The 20,734-nt window shown below is 39.0% G+C and carries 20 protein-coding genes; 3 read left to right on the top strand and 17 right to left on the bottom strand.

The window, feature by feature from the left end; translation table 11 throughout:
• Positions 1–148: 148 nt before the first annotated feature.
• Genes hemG through pepQ form a run of 4 tightly spaced genes read right to left on the bottom strand, consistent with a single transcriptional unit; the run spans position 149 to position 4,131 of the window.
• Positions 149–679 (bottom strand): menaquinone-dependent protoporphyrinogen IX dehydrogenase, encoded by a 531-nt coding sequence (hemG, locus tag ABN212_RS13000; RefSeq protein WP_198626324.1) that lies wholly within the window; start codon positions 677–679, stop codon positions 149–151.
• A 20-nt stretch (positions 680–699) separates the two neighbouring features.
• Positions 700–2,151, bottom strand: coding sequence for a Trk system potassium transporter TrkH (trkH, locus tag ABN212_RS12995; RefSeq protein WP_036914641.1), 1,452 nt, complete (start codon positions 2,149–2,151; stop codon positions 700–702).
• A gap of 25 nt (positions 2,152–2,176) precedes the next feature.
• The gene (locus ABN212_RS12990) at positions 2,177–2,797 is read right to left on the bottom strand and encodes an IMPACT family protein (protein WP_100158033.1); all 621 of its coding nucleotides are present in this window, start codon (positions 2,795–2,797) and stop codon (positions 2,177–2,179) included.
• Positions 2,797–4,131 (bottom strand): Xaa-Pro dipeptidase, encoded by a 1,335-nt coding sequence (gene pepQ, locus ABN212_RS12985; RefSeq protein ID WP_109372593.1) that lies wholly within the window; start codon positions 4,129–4,131, stop codon positions 2,797–2,799. The genes ABN212_RS12990 and pepQ overlap by 1 nt, the downstream gene beginning before the upstream one ends.
• A 266-nt stretch (positions 4,132–4,397) precedes the next feature.
• Here pepQ and fadB point away from each other — a divergent pair, with 266 nt between their 5' ends.
• Together fadB and fadA are read left to right on the top strand one after the other, a co-directional pair.
• On the top strand, positions 4,398–6,578 hold the full coding sequence (gene fadB / locus ABN212_RS12980; RefSeq protein ID WP_349443293.1) for a fatty acid oxidation complex subunit alpha FadB: 2,181 nt from the start codon (positions 4,398–4,400) through the stop codon (positions 6,576–6,578).
• A gap of 11 nt (positions 6,579–6,589) precedes the next feature.
• Positions 6,590–7,753, top strand: a complete 1,164-nt coding sequence (gene fadA / locus ABN212_RS12975; RefSeq protein ID WP_198630053.1) for an acetyl-CoA C-acyltransferase FadA — start codon at positions 6,590–6,592, stop codon at positions 7,751–7,753.
• Positions 7,754–7,904: 151 nt separating this feature from the next.
• On the opposite strand, the gene fre is transcribed toward fadA, so the two are convergent.
• The 3 genes from fre to pepE all read right to left on the bottom strand — a co-directional run bounded on the left by fre (position 7,905) and on the right by pepE (position 10,937).
• Positions 7,905–8,606 (bottom strand): NAD(P)H-flavin reductase, encoded by a 702-nt coding sequence (gene fre / locus ABN212_RS12970; protein ID WP_196533469.1) that lies wholly within the window; start codon positions 8,604–8,606, stop codon positions 7,905–7,907.
• Between the two features lie 15 nt (positions 8,607–8,621).
• Entirely contained in the window at positions 8,622–10,091 is a 1,470-nt protein-coding gene (gene ubiD, locus ABN212_RS12965) for a 4-hydroxy-3-polyprenylbenzoate decarboxylase (RefSeq protein ID WP_198620260.1), read from the bottom strand.
• A 120-nt stretch (positions 10,092–10,211) separates the two neighbouring features.
• Positions 10,212–10,937 (bottom strand): dipeptidase PepE, encoded by a 726-nt coding sequence (gene pepE, locus ABN212_RS12960; RefSeq protein ID WP_100158028.1) that lies wholly within the window; start codon positions 10,935–10,937, stop codon positions 10,212–10,214.
• A 290-nt stretch (positions 10,938–11,227) separates the two neighbouring features.
• Here pepE and rfaH point away from each other — a divergent pair, with 290 nt between their 5' ends.
• Positions 11,228–11,728 carry a transcription/translation regulatory transformer protein RfaH gene (rfaH, locus tag ABN212_RS12955; protein ID WP_198620175.1) on the top strand — a complete coding sequence of 167 codons (501 nt, stop codon included), beginning with the start codon at positions 11,228–11,230 and terminating at the stop codon, positions 11,726–11,728.
• 62 nt (positions 11,729–11,790) lie between these two features.
• On the opposite strand, the gene tatC is transcribed toward rfaH, so the two are convergent.
• The 10 genes from tatC to udp form a co-directional block, all read right to left on the bottom strand.
• A complete protein-coding gene (gene tatC, locus ABN212_RS12950; RefSeq protein ID WP_198620176.1) occupies positions 11,791–12,576 on the bottom strand; it encodes a Sec-independent protein translocase subunit TatC in 786 nt (261 codons plus the stop codon).
• A gap of 3 nt (positions 12,577–12,579) precedes the next feature.
• Entirely contained in the window at positions 12,580–13,095 is a 516-nt protein-coding gene (tatB, locus tag ABN212_RS12945; RefSeq protein ID WP_109372599.1) for a Sec-independent protein translocase protein TatB, read from the bottom strand.
• A gap of 3 nt (positions 13,096–13,098) precedes the next feature.
• Positions 13,099–13,368 carry a Sec-independent protein translocase subunit TatA gene (tatA, locus tag ABN212_RS12940; RefSeq protein ID WP_151434098.1) on the bottom strand — a complete coding sequence of 90 codons (270 nt, stop codon included), beginning with the start codon at positions 13,366–13,368 and terminating at the stop codon, positions 13,099–13,101.
• A gap of 125 nt (positions 13,369–13,493) precedes the next feature.
• Positions 13,494–15,131 (bottom strand): ubiquinone biosynthesis regulatory protein kinase UbiB, encoded by a 1,638-nt coding sequence (gene ubiB / locus ABN212_RS12935; protein ID WP_349443292.1) that lies wholly within the window; start codon positions 15,129–15,131, stop codon positions 13,494–13,496.
• Positions 15,131–15,772, bottom strand: a complete 642-nt coding sequence (locus ABN212_RS12930; RefSeq protein ID WP_075672295.1) for a ubiquinone biosynthesis accessory factor UbiJ — start codon at positions 15,770–15,772, stop codon at positions 15,131–15,133. The genes ubiB and ABN212_RS12930 overlap by 1 nt, the downstream gene beginning before the upstream one ends.
• A gap of 1 nt (position 15,773) precedes the next feature.
• Complete coding sequence (ubiE, locus tag ABN212_RS12925; protein WP_075672293.1) at positions 15,774–16,529, bottom strand: bifunctional demethylmenaquinone methyltransferase/2-methoxy-6-polyprenyl-1,4-benzoquinol methylase UbiE; 756 nt, start codon at positions 16,527–16,529, stop codon at positions 15,774–15,776.
• A gap of 83 nt (positions 16,530–16,612) precedes the next feature.
• A complete protein-coding gene (gene rmuC / locus ABN212_RS12920) occupies positions 16,613–17,953 on the bottom strand; it encodes a DNA recombination protein RmuC (RefSeq protein ID WP_109372603.1) in 1,341 nt (446 codons plus the stop codon).
• Positions 17,954–18,055: 102 nt separating this feature from the next.
• Entirely contained in the window at positions 18,056–18,586 is a 531-nt protein-coding gene (locus tag ABN212_RS12915; RefSeq protein WP_349443291.1) for a DedA family protein, read from the bottom strand.
• A 69-nt stretch (positions 18,587–18,655) separates the two neighbouring features.
• The gene (locus tag ABN212_RS12910) at positions 18,656–19,438 is read right to left on the bottom strand and encodes a tyrosine-protein phosphatase (RefSeq protein WP_198620178.1); all 783 of its coding nucleotides are present in this window, start codon (positions 19,436–19,438) and stop codon (positions 18,656–18,658) included.
• Between the two features lie 152 nt (positions 19,439–19,590).
• Complete coding sequence (udp, locus tag ABN212_RS12905) at positions 19,591–20,349, bottom strand: uridine phosphorylase (RefSeq protein ID WP_196571057.1); 759 nt, start codon at positions 20,347–20,349, stop codon at positions 19,591–19,593.
• Positions 20,350–20,734: the final 385 nt, after the last annotated feature.

Raw genomic sequence — 20,734 nt, 5'->3', positions numbered from 1 at the left:
CTGCGTGGCTTGTTGTTTGCTCATCGCCGGTCAGTGGATGCGCATTATAGGGAGATCTCGGATTAGCGCAAGTGTTTTTTTAAAATAATTTACTGTTCGTTCAAAACTCCAACAAGACGTATAAAAACCCCACAGTAAAGATTAAATATCACTCAATTTTAGCAAAATGCGCCGCAAATTCGCTTACTTTATTCCAATCAGTATATTCAATTTCTTTTGTAGGATCCGTTTCACCTTTAGTCATCTTCATAATTAATTGGATCATAACTCTATCAATCCATTTATAACGAGGATAAAAAAGTGCGCCAGCAAAGACACCCGTTAACGTTGGTTTCCATGGAGTCTTATCTAAAAACTTACGCATATAAGCATTCGTCTCGGGTGTATTCTTTTCTGCTTTTCTTGCCGTAAGATTAACGCCAAAGAATGCGGACGGCATACTATTCAATTGTGCAAGATGACGAGTGATAAATTTATCGAGCGCTTTATTAAAGTAACCATAACGAATCGAAGCGCCCACTAAGATTTTATTATAAGCAGATAAATTTAAACTCTGCTGAACAGAGGTTAAATCTCTCACATCACATTCATGACCGTGTTGTCTTAATTCATTCGCGATTTGTGTCATTATTTTTTTAGTTTGACCATCAGTACTACAATACAACAATAGCGCGCTCATACATTACTCCTTGTATTAGGTTAATCACGCCAAAACGTTGGGGTAAATAAAACCAATAGTGTGAAAACTTCTAGTCGCCCAAATAACATTGTCACGACCAATATCCATTTTGCAGCTGGATTCATTGTCGTGAAGTTATCGGCGACAATCCCTAATCCAGGACCAAGATTATTTAATGTAGTGGCAATAGCAGAAAATGCAGAAAATTCATCAACGCCTGTTGCTATCAACAACATTAAGCTAATAATAAAGACCAGCGCATAAGCGGAGAAAAATCCCCACACAGCTTCAATAATACGTTCGGGTAATGCTCGGTGACCAAGTTTGATGGTATAAACCGCATTTGGGTGAACAAGACGTTTTAATTCACGATTCCCTTGTAGGAATAAAAGCAAGATACGAATGACTTTCAATCCCCCACCCGTTGATCCTGCACAGCCACCAATAAACGCCGAGCATAATAATAGAAGAGGCAAAAATGCAGGCCATTGTGCAAAGCTATCCGTGGCAAATCCCGCAGTTGTCGCCATAGAGACAACTTGGAAAAAAGCCTGGTTTATGGTTATCCATCCTGTGTCGTATACAGAATAAAGCCATAGAATACCGCTACAGATAATGACTAATCCCAATTGAATTGAGATAAACATACGAAATTCAGGATCACGCCAATAAATATTTAAGCTTCTTCCCGTTAGTACGGCAAAGTGCAAACCAAAGTTACAACCAGAAATCAGAAGAAATACACCAATAATGATGTTAATGGTTGGGCTATTAAAATAACCAATACTGGCATCGTGAGTAGAAAACCCACCAATTGCAATAGTTGAAAAGCTATGAGAAATAGCATCAAACACATCCATGCCCGCAATCCATAATGCTAAGGCACAAATGATCGTTAATAAGACATAGATAAGCCAAAGTGCTTTCGCTGTTTCTGCAATTCGAGGTCGCATTTTGTTATCTTTCAATGGACCTGGCATTTCTGCGCGATATAACTGCATTCCCCCAACACCTAAAAGAGGGAGAATAGCGACAGCTAATACGATGATCCCCATTCCTCCTAACCATTGGAGCATTTGGCGATAAAACAGAATAGCTTTAGGTAATGAATCTAGCCCTACAAGCGTTGTGGCTCCTGTTGTAGTCAGTCCAGAGAAAGATTCAAAAAAGGCATCAGTAATAGAAAGATGAGGTTGCTCAGAAAAAATAAACGGCAATGCCCCTACACTACCCAGTACCGTCCAAAATAAGACAACAATAAGAAAGCCTTCTTTAGGCTTAAGCTCACTTTTTTTATGTCGATTGGGGATCCACAGCATTAACCCAATGATCAAGGCTACAATAAATGTTTGGCTAAATGCACGCCCTGCACCATCTCGATATATTAATGCAACAATACCAGGAATGATCATCGTGACAGAAAATAAGATAACAAGCAGTCCGACAATACGGGTTATTGAACGAAAATGCATTTAGCGATTTCCTTGGTAGCAAAGATTATTCATTTTTATCTAACGGGATTAATTGCATACTGCCACGACTTATATCACGTAGTTTAACTTCAACTTCACCGCTATGCACGGCAGGCAATGAAAGTATAAAAGTGACTTTATCAGTATATTCACTTGAAAGTACTTGCCCCTGATATTGTTCAACAACTTGTTCAAGTAATGAAACCAGTGAATATTCACACGCTACACTAAAACGCAACTGTGGCACTTTCGTTTTTGTTGGCAAAAGCTTTAATGCTTGTTGAACACCACTGCCATAAGCTCTAACTAACCCACCAGTTCCTAATTTGATCCCACCGAAATACCGAACAACCACTGCGGTAACTTCTCCCATTCCACTCCCTAAAAGAGGTGCAAGAATAGGTTTTCCCGCAGTACCTGTTGGCTCACCATCATCAGAAAAACCTAATTGTTGTGAGTCATCGGGTCTTCCTGCAACAAAAGCCCAACAGTGGTGCCGGGCATCAGGAAATTGTTCTTTGATAGACTGGATATACGCTTTTGCTGCATCAATACCTTCAGTGTGAGCAATAAATGTAATAAAACGACTCTTCTTTATTTCTTCACTGAATTCTACGGTTTCAGCGGGGATCAAATACGCTTTCATCAGGCTAAGTGTAAGTCTCTGGTCATATTTTCAATTTTGTTATCGTGGATAATAATATTATCTTCAATACGAATACCACCAAATGGTTTGAAATGCTCAATAAGCTTCCAATTGAAATGAGTACTGTATTTTCCTTCTTTCCAAGGCTCTAGCAGAGAGTCGATAAAGTAAAATCCAGGTTCAATTGTTAATACCATGCCTGGTTCAACAATACGTGTGCAACGTAAGAATGGATACATTGCAGGAGCCGCTAAGTGGGTTCCTTTATCATCTTGCATAAATCCAGCTGCATCATGAACTTGCAGACCTAAAGCATGCCCTAAGCCATGAGGTAAAAATGGTGTAGTTAATCCAGCACTCACCATCTCTTCTTCACTCACACCTTTAACAATACCGTATTTATTAAGTAGCCCAGCAATACGTCGATGCATTTGAACATGGTATTCAGTATAACGCACACCCGCTTTCATCGTTGCAATCAGCGCTTGTTGCGCATCATTCATATCTTTAACTAATGAAGTAAATTCATGATTTTCTTTTGCGCTATAAGTACGAGTGATATCTGCTGCGTAGCCATTATACTCTGCACCTGCATCAATAAGGAAACTACGATATTCATCTGGTGATTCATGATCTAATTTGGTGTAGTGCAAAACAGCGGCGTGTTCATTTAATGCGACAATATTGCCGTAAGGAACATCGGTATCACGATGACCCGTAGCCATTAAATACGCCATATTAATATCAAACTCACTTAATCCAGCTTGAAAAGCTTCATGAGCGGCAATATGTCCGTTGACGGCCATTTTTTGTGCTTCACGCATACAAGCTAATTCATAACCTGTTTTATAGGCGCGGTAATAATGATAATAATTAAGAAGAGATTGATTGTTGATATTATCAATACTCACACCTAATGATTCTGCTCGCTGTATATTTGGACCAATATAAGCGGTATTTTTATTAATATAAGGTGCTAGCTCTTTCTGAATATCATCAACATTTTTAAGATGAATTAACTCAACTTCATGAGTCCAATAGCTACTTGGTAAAGCTTCAACACTGTGCCAATAGTCAACTGGGGAATAGAACCATAATTTAGGTTTATTAACACCATCCGCTAATAACCAACAATGTGGTACATCTGTTACAGGCACCCATGCTTTAAAATGAGCATTCACTTTAAAAGGGTAATCACTGTCATCAAGGAAAACACGGATAGGTTCACCAGAATGAATTAATACCGAATCAAGATGGTGTCTGGATAAAGCATCACGAGTACGATTTTGTAGAGTTTTGATATGTTCTTGGTACAGAGAGAGCAATTTTTCCATTATTAATTACCTTTCTTATTCATTGTTAATGATTCAGCTTAACACGCCAACTCTTTGAGTGGCTAACCCCATAACAAAAATAGATTATTACCGATTTATCTCCCCTCGTTTTATCAAACTGAGCAACAACATAGAATTCAATAAGTTGAATAATTTCACTGTGATCACCCTTGCAGTTTTTTAATCAAATATTTGCATTTATTTAACATAGTATTCACACTCTTATTATCTGGTCATACCAGTCTATACATTTAGGGAGAATACAAATGCTCTATCAAAGCGAAAATATTCAAGCCGATTGGGTGAAACAAGGTATTGTTGAACTCATTTTTAACGCCAAAGGTTCTATTAACAAATTAGATACCAAAACGGTTGCAATGCTAAGTGAAGCTTTAACCGTATTAGAAGCAACACCAGGCCTGAAAGGTGTTATCTTGCGTTCCGAAAAACCGGCTTTTATTGTCGGTGCTGATATTACCGAGTTTTTATCCCTTTTTGATGCCCCTGAAGAAGAATTAACTCAGTGGCTACACTTCTCTAATCAGATTTTTAGTCGACTTGAAGACCTACCTGTTCCTACCGTTTCTGCTATCAATGGCTATGCCCTTGGCGGTGGTTGCGAGTGCGTACTTGCTACTGATTTTCGTATTGCTTCTCCTGATTTACGTATCGGTTTACCAGAAACAAAACTTGGGATCATGCCGGGCTTTGGCGGTTCAGTACGCCTTCCTCGTTTGATTGGTGTCGATAACGCATTAGAAATTATTACTGCTGGTAAAGATGTTGATGCCCAAACTGCACTTAAAAATGGATTAATCCAAGCAATTGTCCCTCTAGAAAATTTAAAAGAAAGTGCTATTTCGCTAATCGAGCAAGCAATTGAAGGCAAAATTGATTGGAAAGCTGCACGTCATCCAAAAACAGCACCATTAAGACTGACAGAGCTTGAACATAAAATGTCTTTCAGTGTGGCTAAAGGTATGGTGATGAAAGTAGCAGGCCCTCACTATCCAGCACCGATCACGGCAGTAAGAACTATTGAAAAAGCGGCATTTCTAAATAGAGATGAAGCACTGGCTATCGAAACTGAAAATTTTGTCAAACTCACACGTACTGATGTTGCAAAAGCCTTAGTCGGTATTTTCCTTAATGATCAGTATGTCAAAAATATCACGAAAAAACGTCATGCTGAATTACCTAAACAAGCGGCGGTCTTAGGCGCTGGGATAATGGGCGGTGGAATATCCTACCAATCTGCCTTAAAAGGTATTCCCATTGTAATGAAAGATATTAACCAAAAATCCCTTGAGCTTGGTATGAATGAAGCGTTAAGCCTATTACAAAAACGCCAAGAAAAAGGTCGAATGAGTGCCGTAGATATGGCAAAAACGCTCGCCTCTATTCAACCTACATTGAATTATGTTTCTGTCAGTGATGCGGATGTTGTGGTTGAAGCCGTTGTTGAAAATCCCAAAGTAAAAGCAACTGTACTCGCAGAAACAGAAGCACTATTAGCCGATCACGCGGTACTTGCGTCAAATACCTCTACGATCCCTATTTCCCTGCTCGCAAAATCCTTAAAGCGTCCTGAGAATTTCTGTGGGATGCACTTCTTTAACCCAGTTCATCGAATGCCACTGGTTGAAATCATAAAAGGTGAAAAAACCAGTGAAGAGACGATTAACCGTATTGTCAGTTACGCCAGTAAAATGGGTAAAACACCAATTATCGTTAATGATTGCCCTGGTTTCTTTGTAAACCGTGTCCTCTTTCCTTATTTTGCTGGGTTCTCTCTATTACTAAGAGATGGTGCTGATTTTCTTGCTGTAGATAAAGTGATGGAAAAAGTATTTGGCTGGCCTATGGGACCGGCGTACCTACTTGATGTTGTAGGCATTGATACGGCAAATCATGCTCAAGCCGTAATGGCTCAAGGTTTCCCTGACAGAATGGGTACAATTGAACGAGATGCTATTGCTCTTTTATATGAGCAACAGCGATATGGTCAGAAAAATAATCATGGTTTCTATAATTACGCAGTTGATAAACGGGGTAAAAAGCAGAAATCTGTTGATGGTCAAATTCAAACGCTTATTCAGCAAAATGCTGGCAAAACACAAGAGTTTAGCCAAGATGTAATTATCGCTCGCATGATGATCCCAATGATCAATGAAGTTATCCGTTGTTTAGATGAAGGTATTATTGCTTCACCAGCAGAAGCTGATATTGCATTAGTTTATGGCTTAGGCTTCCCTCCTTTCCGAGGAGGTGTCTTCCGTTATCTTGATACCATCGGATTAGCGCAATTTGTTGCAGATGCACAGCAATACGCATCATTAGGATCTCTTTATCAAATTCCTGAAAGCTTAAAACAGAAAGCGCAACGCAACGAAACCTATTATCCAAAGCCCGCAAAAGTAGATGTTAACATCAGAGAACTCGCTTAAGGAGATATGAAATGGAAAAGGTTGTCATAATTGATGGTATTCGTACTCCAATGGGACGCTCAAAAGGTGGTGCATTTCGCCATATCAGAGCGGAAAATCTCTCTGCACAATTGATGCAAGCACTACTAACACGCAATCCGAATATTAATCCTAATGATATTGGTGATGTGATTTGGGGCTGTGTACAACAAACTTTAGAGCAAGGTTTTAATATTGCTCGTAATGCGGCGTTATTGGCTGAACTTCCACACAAGGTTCCGGCAGTTACAGTTAATCGGTTATGTGGTTCATCAATGCAAGCATTACATGATGGTGCACGCCAAATTATGCTGGGTGATAGTCAAGTAGCATTAATTGGCGGTGTTGAACATATGGGTCACGTACCGATGACTTATAATGCAGATTTTAATCCATCACTTAATCTTTCTGTCGCTAAAGCCTCATTTTCAATGGGATTAACAGCAGAGATGCTGGCTAAATCATTCCAAATTTCACGCGAAGAACAAGATAAATTCGCTTACCGTTCTCATCATTTAGCGGCTCTTGCAACGCAACAAGGCTATTTTGATAATGAGATAATTGCGATTAATGGTCATGATGCAACAGGTAATTTTATTAATGTCAAAAATGATGAAGTTATTCGTTATAACCCAAGCCTTGATGAATTAGCCCAGCTTAAACCTGTGTTTGATCCTGCTACGGGCTCTGTTACAGCAGGCAATTCATCCGCAGTTTCTGATGGTGCATCCGCCATGTTTATAACCAGTGAACGTTATGCTAAAGAGCATAATTTAAAGCCTCGTGCCATTATTCGTTCTATGGCAGTGACAGGATGTGATCCTGCAATTATGGGTTATGGCCCTGTTCCTGCAACAGAAATCGCGTTGAAAAAAGCAGGATTAACATTAGGTGATATTGATATTTTTGAGCTAAATGAAGCATTTGCCGCACAGTCATTAGCATGTATGAAGAAAATGAATCTGCTCGATAGCATAGATGACAAGATTAATTTAAATGGCGGAGCAATTGCCTTAGGGCATCCTTTAGGATGTTCAGGCTCTCGAATAACCACTTCATTATTAAATATTATGGAGCGTAAAGATGCACAATTTGGCTTAGCCACAATGTGTATTGGATTAGGACAAGGTATTGCAACGATTATAGAACGTGTTTAATACGATATTCTGTATATCCACGCTCTGATCGTTAGGGGAACGTATTCTTTTCGATTGCATGGTTAGAAACCATTTTCCCGCCGTCAGGGGCGGGTTTTTTTATGGTTTTAAAAACGAAAATAATAACAAATAACGGGGTACTATCGTTTTGTCAGATAAATTCAAAGGCATCGCTAAATAAGCGAGTTTTATCTGCATTACGCTCATTACAAAAGCGATCTCTGGCTATTTTCGCCATTTCAAAACGCCCTGCGATGTAAATATCATATTCTGATAAATCACCAAAATCTTCGCTTATTGCCGTTAATACCGTACCTTTGCGGCCACGCCAAGTCTCATCAGGCTGTTCAACAACTGGAATAACGGATAACGATGGATGCAATTCTGATAATTCTTGTAATTCATTGAGATCATAGAGATGAACGCTTTCTCTTCCCCCCCAATAAATTGTAATAGGTCGTTGAGGATTTTCAGCTAACGCGGCCAATAGAATTGAATGGGTATAAGAGAATCCTGTACCGCCAGCAATCAATAGTAATGGACGTTGACTCTCTTTTTGGAACCACGCATTCCCATGAGGAATATCAATGGTAAGCTGCTGTTTTTCTAATATCACATCAAGCACTGCCATCGCATAAAGATTGAGTTCAGACGCACCAATATGAAGTTCAATAAAGTCTTTATTTTCAGGTATAGATGCAATAGAAAAAGGACGTTTATCACGCTCATCCATAACAGCTAAAAGATATTGTCCAGCCTGAAAATCAAATTCGCCATCAGGTAATAGCCTTACCCGATAAACCGTATCTGTCATCGGCTCAACAAGTGAGACTTTACAATTCAATATTGCCATGTTGTTCCTCTGTTCTTATTTAAGAATATCGAGCTGTTCCCAAATAGTATCGACTCGTTGCTTAACTTCATCAGACATCACAATAGGCCTACCCCATTCTCTATCTGTCTCACCCGGCCATTTGTTCGTCGCATCAAGACCCATTTTTGATCCCAATCCTGAAACAGGTGAAGCGAAGTCGAGATAATCAATAGGCGTATTTTCCATCATAATGGTATCTCTTGCAGGATCCATTCTGGTCGTAATTGCCCAAATCACATCTTTCCAATCTCTTGCATTAACATCATCATCGCAAACAATCACAAATTTGGTGTACATAAATTGCCGTAAGTAAGACCAAACTCCCATCATTACGCGTTTAGCATGACCCGCATACTGTTTCTTCATTGTCACAACGGCTAAACGGTAAGAACATCCTTCAGGAGGTAGATAAAAATCGACAATTTCAGGAAACTGTTTTTGTAATATCGGAACAAGCACTTCATTCAACGCAACACCTAATACTGCGGGTTCATCAGGTGGACGACCTGTATAGGTTGAATGATAAATTGCATCTTTACGGCGCGTTAAATGCGTAATGGTAAACACAGGGAAAGAGTCAATCTCATTATAATATCCTGTGTGATCACCATATGGCCCTTCTGGGGCTAATTCGCCTGGTTCAATGTAACCTTCAAGGATAATTTCAGCACTTGCAGGGACTTCAAGATCATTTGAAAGACATTTTACAACTTCTGATTTATTGCCCCGTAATAAACCCGCGAATGCATATTCAGATAAGGTATCTGGTACAGGTGTTACTGCACCTAAAATAGTCGCAGGATCTGCCCCTAATGCTACGGAAACAGGGAATCGCTCACCGGGATGTTTTTGACACCACTCTTGAAAATCTAACGCACCACCACGATGCGATAACCAGCGCATAATCACTTTATTTTTACCCAGCACCTGCTGGCGATAAATACCGAGATTTTGGCGCTCTTTCAATGGGCCACGAGTCACCGTTAATCCCCAAGTAATCAAAGGTGCCGCATCTTCAGGCCAACAATGCATAACAGGAATTTTTGTGAGATCGACATCATCACCTGTTAAAACCACTTCCTGACAAGGCGCTTTACTCAAGCGTTTTGTTGGCATATTTAAAACTTGTTTAAACTTAGGTAACTTATCAAAGAGATCACGAAAACCTTTCGGAGGATCAGGCTCTTTTAGAAAAGCCAATAGCTTTCCAACTTCGTGTAAGGCTTTAACATCATCTTGCCCCATCCCCATTGCCACACGCTCTGGTGTACCAAATAAGTTACAAAGCACGGGCATATCATACCCTTTAGGATTTTCAAACAACAGCGCTGGCCCACCGGCACGTAAAGTTCTGTCCGCTATTTCGGTCATTTCAAGGTAGGGATCTATTTCATAGGCGATACGTTTTAATTCACCTTTTTCTTCTAATAATGAAAGGAAATCTCTTAAATCGCGGTATTTCATCATAATCTTACGAGCCAGTGAGTGAAAGAAAAGAGGGCCAATGCCCTCTTTGAGACGCTATAAGCTAAACGCATAACTCACTAAAATGCAATGCTTTTTATTTAATAGCGTTCACTATACTTATAAACAGCGGAATGGAACCCACTCTGAAAGTAACTTAGTATCAAACTGTTCAGGGAATGTTTTTCCATGTTGGAAGATTTTAAAACCTTCATTTTTAGCGCTGTAATAACGTAATTCTTCACCTTGAATATATAAGTAACTTCCTTCACGGATAGCCACAACAATCTCTTCAGGGTTAATTGCACAAAACTCTGCAATACGCTCATCACGAGTTTCACCCATATGACCACTGATAGAAGCATCAATGTAATGTGGGTTAATTTGAACAGGGAATAGGCCTAATGAAGGCATAATAACAGAGGAACGTACAGGCATATCATTAGTGGTACGAATTGTTGGTGTCGCGACGTTACAACCTGCGCTCCAACCAATATACGGAATATTACGCTCACGTACGGCGCGTTGGATTGGAACAACTAATCCTTTCTCATGCAGCATTTGGTTTAATAACCAAGTATTGCCACCACTGACTAAAATACATTCTGCATTGTTGATTGCATCAACTTCTGAATCAAAATGTTCAATACAAGTAACTTCAATACCTAACACTTCTGATAAATCACGAGCACGTTGATCATGATCGGAACGAATAACGGCATAAGCAATTAATACAGCAGAACGAATACCGCGTTTTTTAATCATGCTATCGATATTATCTTTTGCATAACTTAACCAACGTGGATCCCCGGCAATTTTTCCGTTACTTAATAAAAAAACTTCCATTACAGAACCTCTTTATAATTATGAACAAAATTCTAAGATAATTATCTTGAGAGCTTTTTCTTATTTTTACCATCACTTTTTTATTAACTTGTTACCTCTATCCGAGATCCAAGTGAAAGTAACAAAAACAAGCCTTTTTATTGCGAATAAACACAGCTTTTCTGTTCTTTTTTCAGTATAAAACCACGTTAACCTATTTTTTATTTAATCCCCCGATAGATGACTGTTACCTTAATGATAAATTTGCTATTATCACTTAAATTAAATTTAACTAACCTATTGTCTCTATTATGAAAAACTGGCATTTGCTGTATTGCAAACGAGGACAAATTCCTCGTGCTATCGAACACTTAGAACGTCAGCAAGTGGGTTGTTTTACACCTATGGTAACCATAGAAAAAGTACTAAGAGGAAAGCGCACTACCGTAACAGAACCGCTTTTCCCTAATTATCTTTTTATAGAGTTCGATCCTGAAGTGATCCATACCACGACCATTAACTCAACGCGTGGAGTAAACTCATTTGTTCGCTTTGGGCAATATCCTGTCACTGTTCCTCAAGATGTGATTGATACACTGCAAATCCCTCAGCTTTCTTCTCTCACTTATAGCGAAGAAAATGTACCTCACAGTGGCGATAGCGTATTAATAACAGAGGGGATTTTTCAAGGGATCAAAGCCATATATCAAGAGCCTGATGGTGAAGCCCGTTCGATTTTGCTTTTAAATATATTAAATAGTGAAGTGAAAAAATCTGTGGGAAATAAAGAGTTTAAAAAAGAGTTGCTCTAGAAAAATTTAACCCAGCAATTGCTGGGCTAATATCATATGATTTTAGAAAATCGGTTCTAAAATTATTTTTGCTGTTCTGCTTCAGTTTCGGCCTCTGCTTCCTCAGCTCCTTCTTCATCTGTTCTTCTTCCCTTACCTACATAAAAGCGCGATACCATGACACCGATTTCAAACAGTAAGTACATAGGTATTGCGAGTAAGGTTTGAGAGAAAACATCTGGTGGTGTCAAGATCATACCAACGACAAAGGCACCTACAAGAATATAAGGGCGTTTTTTCTTTAATGCTTCAGGTGTCGTTACACCACTCCAGCACAGTAAAATAATCGCAATCGGTACTTCAAAAGCTGCACCAAACGCCATAAATAACGTCATTACGAAACTTAGATATTTACTGATATCTGGAATAAAGTTAACCCCTTCAGGGGTTGTATTAACAAAGAAGCCAAACGCGAGAGGGAACACAACAAAATAAGCAAACGCCATACCGAGATAGAATAATACCGTACTTGAAACAAGTAATGGCAGCATTAAGCGGCGTTCGTGTTTATACAATGCTGGTGCGATAAAAGCCCATACCTGATAAAGAATAATAGGTACAGAAGCAAAAATGGATACCATGATTGTCAATTTAATCGGAGTCAAAAAGGTAGAGGCAACATCCGTCGCACTCATATTTGACCCTTTTGGCAACTTATCGAGTAATGGAGCCGAGACTAATTGATAGATATCGTTAGAAAAATAAACCAGCGCTAAAAAAACCACTAGAACTGAGACTAAGCTATACATCAAACGCTTACGAAGTTCTATTAAATGGCTGATCAGCGGTTGGGTATCATTTACTGCCATGTTTTAATGCTCACCATTGACCTGATCAGTTGTTTTTTTCTCTATTGTTACTGGTTGAGTAACAGGAACTTCTGTCTTTGTAACACTTTCTGCCACAGGTTTATGGCGATTAGCATCATCATTAACTTCATCAGCTTCAGCAAGTGCAGCTAAATCAGAAGGTGAAGGTTCCGTAGAGTCGGTTTTTACAGACTGCTCTTTCGTGGAGTCTGGCGTTGTAGGTGCATGATAAGTTTGTTTTAAAGACTGTGCAGCCTCTTTTAACTCATCCATAGACGCTTTCAGCTCTGGCGATAACGTTTGCAAATTCGCTTTCTCTTCAACTTTTTTCAAGCTCTCTTGGAGTTCTTGAAGTTTTAGTTCTTGAGTCAGTTCATTTTGCACATTCGCAGCCAAAGAGCGTAGCGCCCTTACCCAGCCAGCAATTGTTTTTACTGCTACGGGCAAACGTTCTGGCCCCAGAAAAACAAGACCAATCACCATGACCAATAGCAGCTGACTAAAACCAATGTCAAACACGGTTTACACCTGCTCTTTGTTTTTGCTCTCAGTTGTAGACTTCTCTTCTGTTGAAGTCTTCTGCGCTAAATTTTTAGTATCAAAATCTGCGTCATTATTTGTTTTTTCAGCGTTGCTGGTGTCTTTATCTGCAGTTTCGTCACCAATCGCTTTTTTAAAGCCTTTTACTGATGCGCCTAAATCTGAGCCTAATGTGCGCAGTTTATTTGTACCAAATAATAAGACAACGATGACAGCGATGATGAGTAATTGCCAAATGCTAATACCGCCCATTTTATGTTCCTCAACTATTTTCGGGGTTATACTTAATAACAGTGCCCATTATATACAACGAATTCAATTTTCGGGAATCTCGAATTCATCTTTTAACTTGCTCAAAGACAAACTTTGATGTGTTTTTATTGTACATTACCAGATCTAAACCAACCCAAAATCCATGCAAGAAGACCTAAACTGATAAAAACACTGAATAATGTTTTAAAACCAGAAACAAAAAACAGGCTACCGCATAAAAACAGTGTTGTACCTATACCCAATAAAAATAAAGACTGTCTCTGTTTGACTCTTTGAGAACCTATTTGTTCCGTCAATTTGTCTAGCGTTAACTTCATATTTTTATGTTGTTTCAGACTATCATAAACCAGCTCTGGTATCTCTGGCATTTTTTCAATCCAATAAGGTGCCTTACTCTTGATACCGTTCATTAATGCCGTGATACCAATTTGACTATGCAACCAATCTTCTAAGAAAGGTTTTGCCGTTTTCCATAAATCCAATTGTGGATATAATTGGCGTCCAAGCCCTTCAACATAAAGCAATGTTTTTTGAAGTAAAACTAATTGCGGTTGTACTTCCATATTGAAACGACGTGCTGTATTGAAAAGATTAAGTAACACATGTCCAAATGAGATTTCAGAAAGTGGTTTTTCAAAAATCGGTTCACATACAGTGCGGATCGCAAATTCAAAATCCTCCACATTGGTATCTGCCGGCACCCAGCCTGAATCAACATGTAATTCTGCAACTTTTCGATAATCACGGTTAAAGAAAGCTAAAAAGTTTTCAGCTAAATAGCGTTTATCTTCTTTATTTAATGAGCCTACGATACCGCAATCAATACCGATATAATATGGGTTCTCAGGGTGATCATAACTAATAAACACATTACCAGGATGCATATCAGCATGGAAAAAACTGTCTCTAAATACCTGAGTGAAAAAGACTTTTACACCACGCTCTGCAAGAAGCTTCATATTTGTCTTTTGTGCATTCAACGCTTCAATATCAGAAACGGGAATACCATAAATACGCTCCATTACCATCACGTTTTCATGGCAATAATCTGAATACACTTCAGGAATATACAACATAGAGCTATTTTCAAAATTACGACGTAACTGAATAGCATTTGCAGCTTCACGCAGTAAATTTAGCTCATCAAGTAATGTTTTCTCGTATTCGCGGATCACCTCTTTTGGCCGTAAACGACGACCATCAGGTAAAAACGGTAATAGATTTGCCAAGCGATACATCAAACGGATATCCGCTTTGATCACTGGTTGAATATCGGGACGAATAACTTTTAGTACCACTTCTTTGCCGTTTTCTTTTAATTTTGCAGTGTGAACCTGCGCAATAGAAGCGGAAGCGAGTGGAGTTTCATCAAAATCATCAAACCATTGGTCGATAGGGCAACCAAATGAGTTTTCAATATATTGTCGTGCTTTCTTACCATCAAAAGGAGCAACTTTGTCTTGCAATAAAGCAAGCTGGTCAGCGATTTGAGGAGGGAAAAGATCACGTCGAGTTGATAACATTTGGCCTAATTTAATCCAAACAGGGCCTAATGTTTGCAATGCGAGTCGTAAGCGTTCACCTAATGGTTTTTCTGGATGTTTATTTTTGATCCAAAATAGTGCTCGGCATCCTAATCTTACAGGTAAAGTAATTCGGTGTTTAGGAATTAACTCATCAAGCCCATAAGATAAAAATACCTGAATAATATGATAGAGGCGCTTTAACTCACTAAGGAGCATTATTTTTTCTCCAATGTGCCTAACCGTTTTTCCAGTTCGGCGGTTTGCTGTGCAAGTTCTTCTATTTCATCATAAAAATGGACTGTTTCTAATGCACTAGGTGCGGTTTTCCACTCTTCAATTAACGCGTCACGTAAATAATCTTTTTGGTGACTTAAGAGTGAAGAAAATAACTGAACGCCCTTTCCTGCAACAACAGTCAGACTTTGCGCCGCAATATCACCAATATAAGGAGCTAAATATTGCGCGGGATCCCACTGCGCCATATCTAATAATGCAGACCAATTTTGAACAACCTGCATATCACCATCAATAGTAATATCACCACGGTTGATCAGTTCTGACATTTTTTGACGATCACGAAGCTTAATCAGTGTTAATAGTTTTGTTTTTATCAAACAATCGGTTTCATCATCCCACTGACTTAATACATCAACTTGTTGTTCGCTAAAGACTAAGTAGATGGAACGAGGAAACTCATTGATAGAAAGCGCCAACACTTTGCCCGCAAGGCGATTGCGGGCAGGTTTAAGCACATTTTCCTGATATAAAACGTGATTAAGCGCTGTCTCCATGGATGCGGTTAGCAGCGGATACAGTACTTGAGAAGCAATATCATGAGAAAAAGTGGCTTTTTCCATCTCAGAATTTAAATCCTTTGTGTAATGCAACTATACCTCCGGTCATATTGGTATAGGTAACTTGATCAAATCCTGCTTCTTCCATCATACCTTTTAGTGTTTCTTGGTCTGGATGCATGCGAATGGACTCCGTTAAATAACGGTAACTTTCAGCATCATTCACAATCACTTGACCAATTTTAGGTAGGATATGGAAAGAGTAAGCGTCATAAATCTTACTTAAAGGATCAAGAACAGGTTTAGAGAATTCCAACACCAGCAGACGTCCACCTGGCTTTAATACACGGAACATTGAGCGTAAAGCTTTTGCTTTATCAGTCACATTACGTAAACCAAAGGAGATTGTAATGCAATCAAAATGGTTATCAGGGAAAGGTAACTCTTCAGCATTTGCTTGCACATAGTTAACATTGCCGACAATACCGTGGTCGCGTAGCTTTTCACGACCCATTTTCAACATTGAGTCATTGATATCAGCTAAAACAACTTCCCCATTTTCGCCCACGAGACGAGAAAATTTAGCTGTTAAATCACCAGTACCACCCGCAAGATCAAGAACACGTTGGTTACGTCTTACACCACTCGCTTCAATGGTATAGCGTTTCCAGATACGGTGAACACCAAAAGACATCAAGTCATTCATTAAATCATACTTAGACGCGACAGAGTGAAAAACCCTTGCAACCATGGTTTGTTTATCATCTTTGTCAACGGTTTGGAAACCAAAATCTGTTGTTTCCTTAGTTTGTTGAGTCATATTATTTGCCCGCTAATTAATCAAAATTTAGTAAATTCAGTACTGGCCGTTTTCAGAAGTCTTTATCTCTTTATTTTATTAAATCAATCAGATGCTGATTTTTCAATGAGATCATTATCAATCGTTTTTTTTATCTCAACCCCTAAGGATTTAAAGCCTTCCGCTTGACTGATAAGATTTCCACGACCTTCAGAGAGTTTTTTCATCGCTAATAGATAGCCAGATTGCGCTTTTTGAATACTATTTCCTAGCCCTTGCATATCATCAACGAAAAGTCTTAATTTGTCATACATTTTAGCCGCTCTGTCTGCAATTTCTTGCGCATTTTGGCTTTGATATTCATAACGCCACAATGCGGCTATTGTACGCAAAGCAACAAGTAAAGTAGATGGCCCAACTAACATAATATTGTTTTTCAATGCTTCTTCTAGCAAGTCTGGAGAATGACCAATTGCAACAAGATAAGCGGGCTCAATAGGTATAAACATTAAAACATAGTCTAAAGACGTTATACCCGGTAGTTTATGATAATCTTTTACACTCAATCCTTTAATATGCGCTCTAATTGAGTTTACATGCGCACAAAGCGCCTGCTTACGTTGATTATCATCTTCACTATTAAAATACTTTTCATACGCCACCAGCGACATTTTAGCGTCGATAATAACATCTCGGCCATGAGGTAAATGTACAATGACATCAGGTTGATAACGCCCACCATTTTCATGACGAATACTCACCTGTGTTTCAAACTCATGACCTTCGCGTAACCCTGACGATTCTAATATACGTGCTAATACCGTTTCACCCCAGTTACCTTGAACTTTATTATCCCCTTTGAGGGCATTGGTTAGGTTAACGGCTTCTTGCGCCATTTTTACATTTAATTGTTGGAGCTGGCGAATTTCATGAACCAAAGTATGTCGCTCTCTGGCTTCTTGCCCAAAACCATCTTGAACTTGTCGTCGAAAGCTTTCGAGTTGCTCACGAAATGGTGATAGTAAATGGGTTAATCCTTGGCGATTTAACTCTTCGGCTTTACGCCCACTCTGTTCAAAAATACGATTAGCTAAGTTCTCAAACTGTGTTGCAAGCCGTTGCTCACTATTAATTAATAATCGCTGTTTTTCTTCTGCGGATATTCGGCTTTCTTCCCAACGAGTTGTCACTTCTCTTAATTCAGCTTCTTGAGAAGTAATAATTTCTCTCTGAGCACGTAATTCTTGCTCTAGCTGTTCTATATTTTGTTGTAAAGAGGGGATAATCACCGCTTTTTCTTGGGCGATAGCAAGCTGTGTATGATTTTCACGTAGCATGGCTTCTTTATCGGATAAACGTTGTTGGATAGACCACCAAACCAGCGCGCCGCCAACAAGCACTCCACCTAATAAACCAATGATCCCGTATAACAACTGAATATCCACTAAAGTGACCTTTTTACTTTCCAGCGGGCTACGTTAAAACGCATAGGTAATATTGTCTAGCAACAATTTACATCATGACTTGATTTGCGATAAAGGACGCAGTTATCCCATCCATTTCGCAAGCCATTGCAAACCCAAAGCACCGGGCGCCAAAATACCAAATGCCCAAATCATCGCTGATATTAAATTAGCAATTTGAAAATAACGTTGTGGCATTGCGCAAATACCCGCAACTAATGGGACAATTGCACGAAAAGGTCCAAAAAATCGTCCAATAAACACCCCCCAAATTCCCCAACGATTAAAGAATTGATGACCTCTAACTAATGTTTGTGGTGAACGTGAAATGGGCCACAAGTTTCTCACCCCATCTTTATAGTGAAATCCTACCCAGTAGGATACCCAATCACCAAAGAAAGCGCCTAATGCAGCAGCAAGCCAAATCGGCCAGAAAAACAGACCACTCTCACCAATTAAAGCACCTAATCCCAATAAAATAACTGTGGCAGGAATAAGCAAAGAGATAAATGCAAGTGACTCACCAAAAGCAAGAAAAAACACGATCGGAATAGCCCAGACTTCGTGCTCTTTTACAAAGAGAGTGATGGTATGAATAATGTCTTGTACTATCAAAATAGAGACCTTAAATTCGGTTAACCTAAGTGAAATAATAAATTGATTAACCGAATATAAATCACTTTATTATTCGAGAAAATAATTTTGTAAGGAATCTCGGCTAGACGCATCTAGACCGATATCTTTCTCTAGCCAAGTATCCACATTACCGTAATGCTGATTAATACTCGCCAATGCTGTTTGCAGAAACTCTTCTTGTACTGAATAAACATAGGCAAATTTATCAACAATGTTATCACTCATTGTTTTAGCATGTTCTTCTAAAAGATAAGCGCGATAAGGCGCTAATGTTTCATTGGTAAGTAGGTAATCTTCCATCACTACATCTAAAGATGCACCCAGCGCAAATAACACTAAAGCAGAGCCAACACCTGTTCTGTCTTTACCCACAGCACAATGTTGCACAACCCCCCCTTTCTCAGGTTGCTTTAATAATGTTGCCAATTGTTTATATGCAGGGTTATTAATAGGAAGTAATTTATATAACTGAAACATAAAAGCTTTGGCATCAAATTGCTCAAGTATTTCAGGAGTCAGCTTTTCAAGGTTTGCAGAAACTTCTTTGGATAGCGGGTTTGCAGGAGCATGGTAATATTGCGCACCTTCCCAGATACGGTCTGGTTTATCAACAATTTCACCACTATCGCGATAATCAATGATTTGAAAAAGATTTTTATCAATAAGAAGGGATTGATCCGTATCCGTCAGCCTATCCAGTGATCCAGCTCGAAATAACATACCTGGCTTGATAATACCACCGTTGCTTAATTTTTTACCTCCTAAATCACGGAAGTTAATTCCACCGGTTAAAGGCAACACTGAAGGGTGTGTCTGCAAAATATCAGTCATATTTATTTTCTCATTGTTGTATTGTAAATAATTCTCAATTACATTATCAAAAATGCAGTTCTATTGACATAGTATATTAAGCTAATGAATTATTGCATAAAAAAAGCCCTTAACACTTACGTATTAAGGGCTTCTATCAGCGATTCGAAATATTATTTCATTAAATTACGAGCCGCTTCAATCACGATACCGAGTGCATTATTCTCAGTTTTCTTCAGTAATTCCGCATCTGGAATTTCTTGTTGAGTACGGTTTACGATAACACCCGCAACCATACCTGCACGTAAACCTTGGCTTGCACACATTGTCAATAATGTTGCAGATTCCATTTCATAGTTCATTACGCCCATTTCTTGCCACTCTTTCATAGAGCCTTTGAAACGGCGAACAACACGACCTGTATAGGTGTCGTAACGTTCTTGTCCTGGATAGAATGTATCTGAAGATGCAGTAATACCGACGTGTACAGTGGAGCCATTGTCTTTAGCGGCTTTGTACAGTGCGTTCATACATTCAAAATCAGAAACAGCTGGGAATTCCATTGGTGCGAAATGTAAGCTTGCGCCATCTAAACGAACCGCAGCCGTAGTTACAAGAATATCACCTACATTGATATGTTCTTGAATTGCACCAGTTGTACCAATACGCAAGAAAGTACGGATACCTAGCTGTGCTAATTCTTCAACAGCGATAGAAGTAGATGGGCCACCGATACCTGTTGAACAAACAATGACAGCTTTGCCATCAATTTCGCCACGCCATGACGTGTATTCACGTAAAGAAGCCAGATGAACTGGGTTATCCATTAATTTTGCAATTTTTTCAACACGCTTAGGATCACCTGGAACAATTGCTAAAGTGGCACCCTGTAGGTCATTTTTGGTTAAACCTAAGTGAAATACATCAGACATATCGGACTCCTCAATGGGACAAAACCAATGATCATTAAATTAAAAGTTACTGTATCAGTTTTTCAGTCCTTTTTAGTGATAAACATCACCTACAGGACATCAAACAAAGTAACAATTTCATAAAATTGTGATTATTATCACAAAAAGTGACATTTTAAATACATTATCCACGAATACATTATCAATATTCGCCAGCATCAATCATTAACTAAAGTAAACATTTCTCTCATCAGTATAGATGCGATAAATACATTATCGAATATAAATACCTCAATATATACACTCTAAATAATTCGAGGTGTAGCTAGGCGACAAGTGAAGGAGTCGCTAGGAGCATACATCAGTATGTGACTAGTGCGAATGAACGCAGTCAACAACGCTACAC

It is taken from the genome of Proteus genomosp. 6 (assembly GCF_040139785.1).
Classification (GTDB): Bacteria; Pseudomonadota; Gammaproteobacteria; order Enterobacterales; family Enterobacteriaceae; genus Proteus.
The sequence above is the reverse complement of the archived record's forward strand: the minus strand, read 5'-3'. Positions and strand labels throughout refer to the sequence as shown.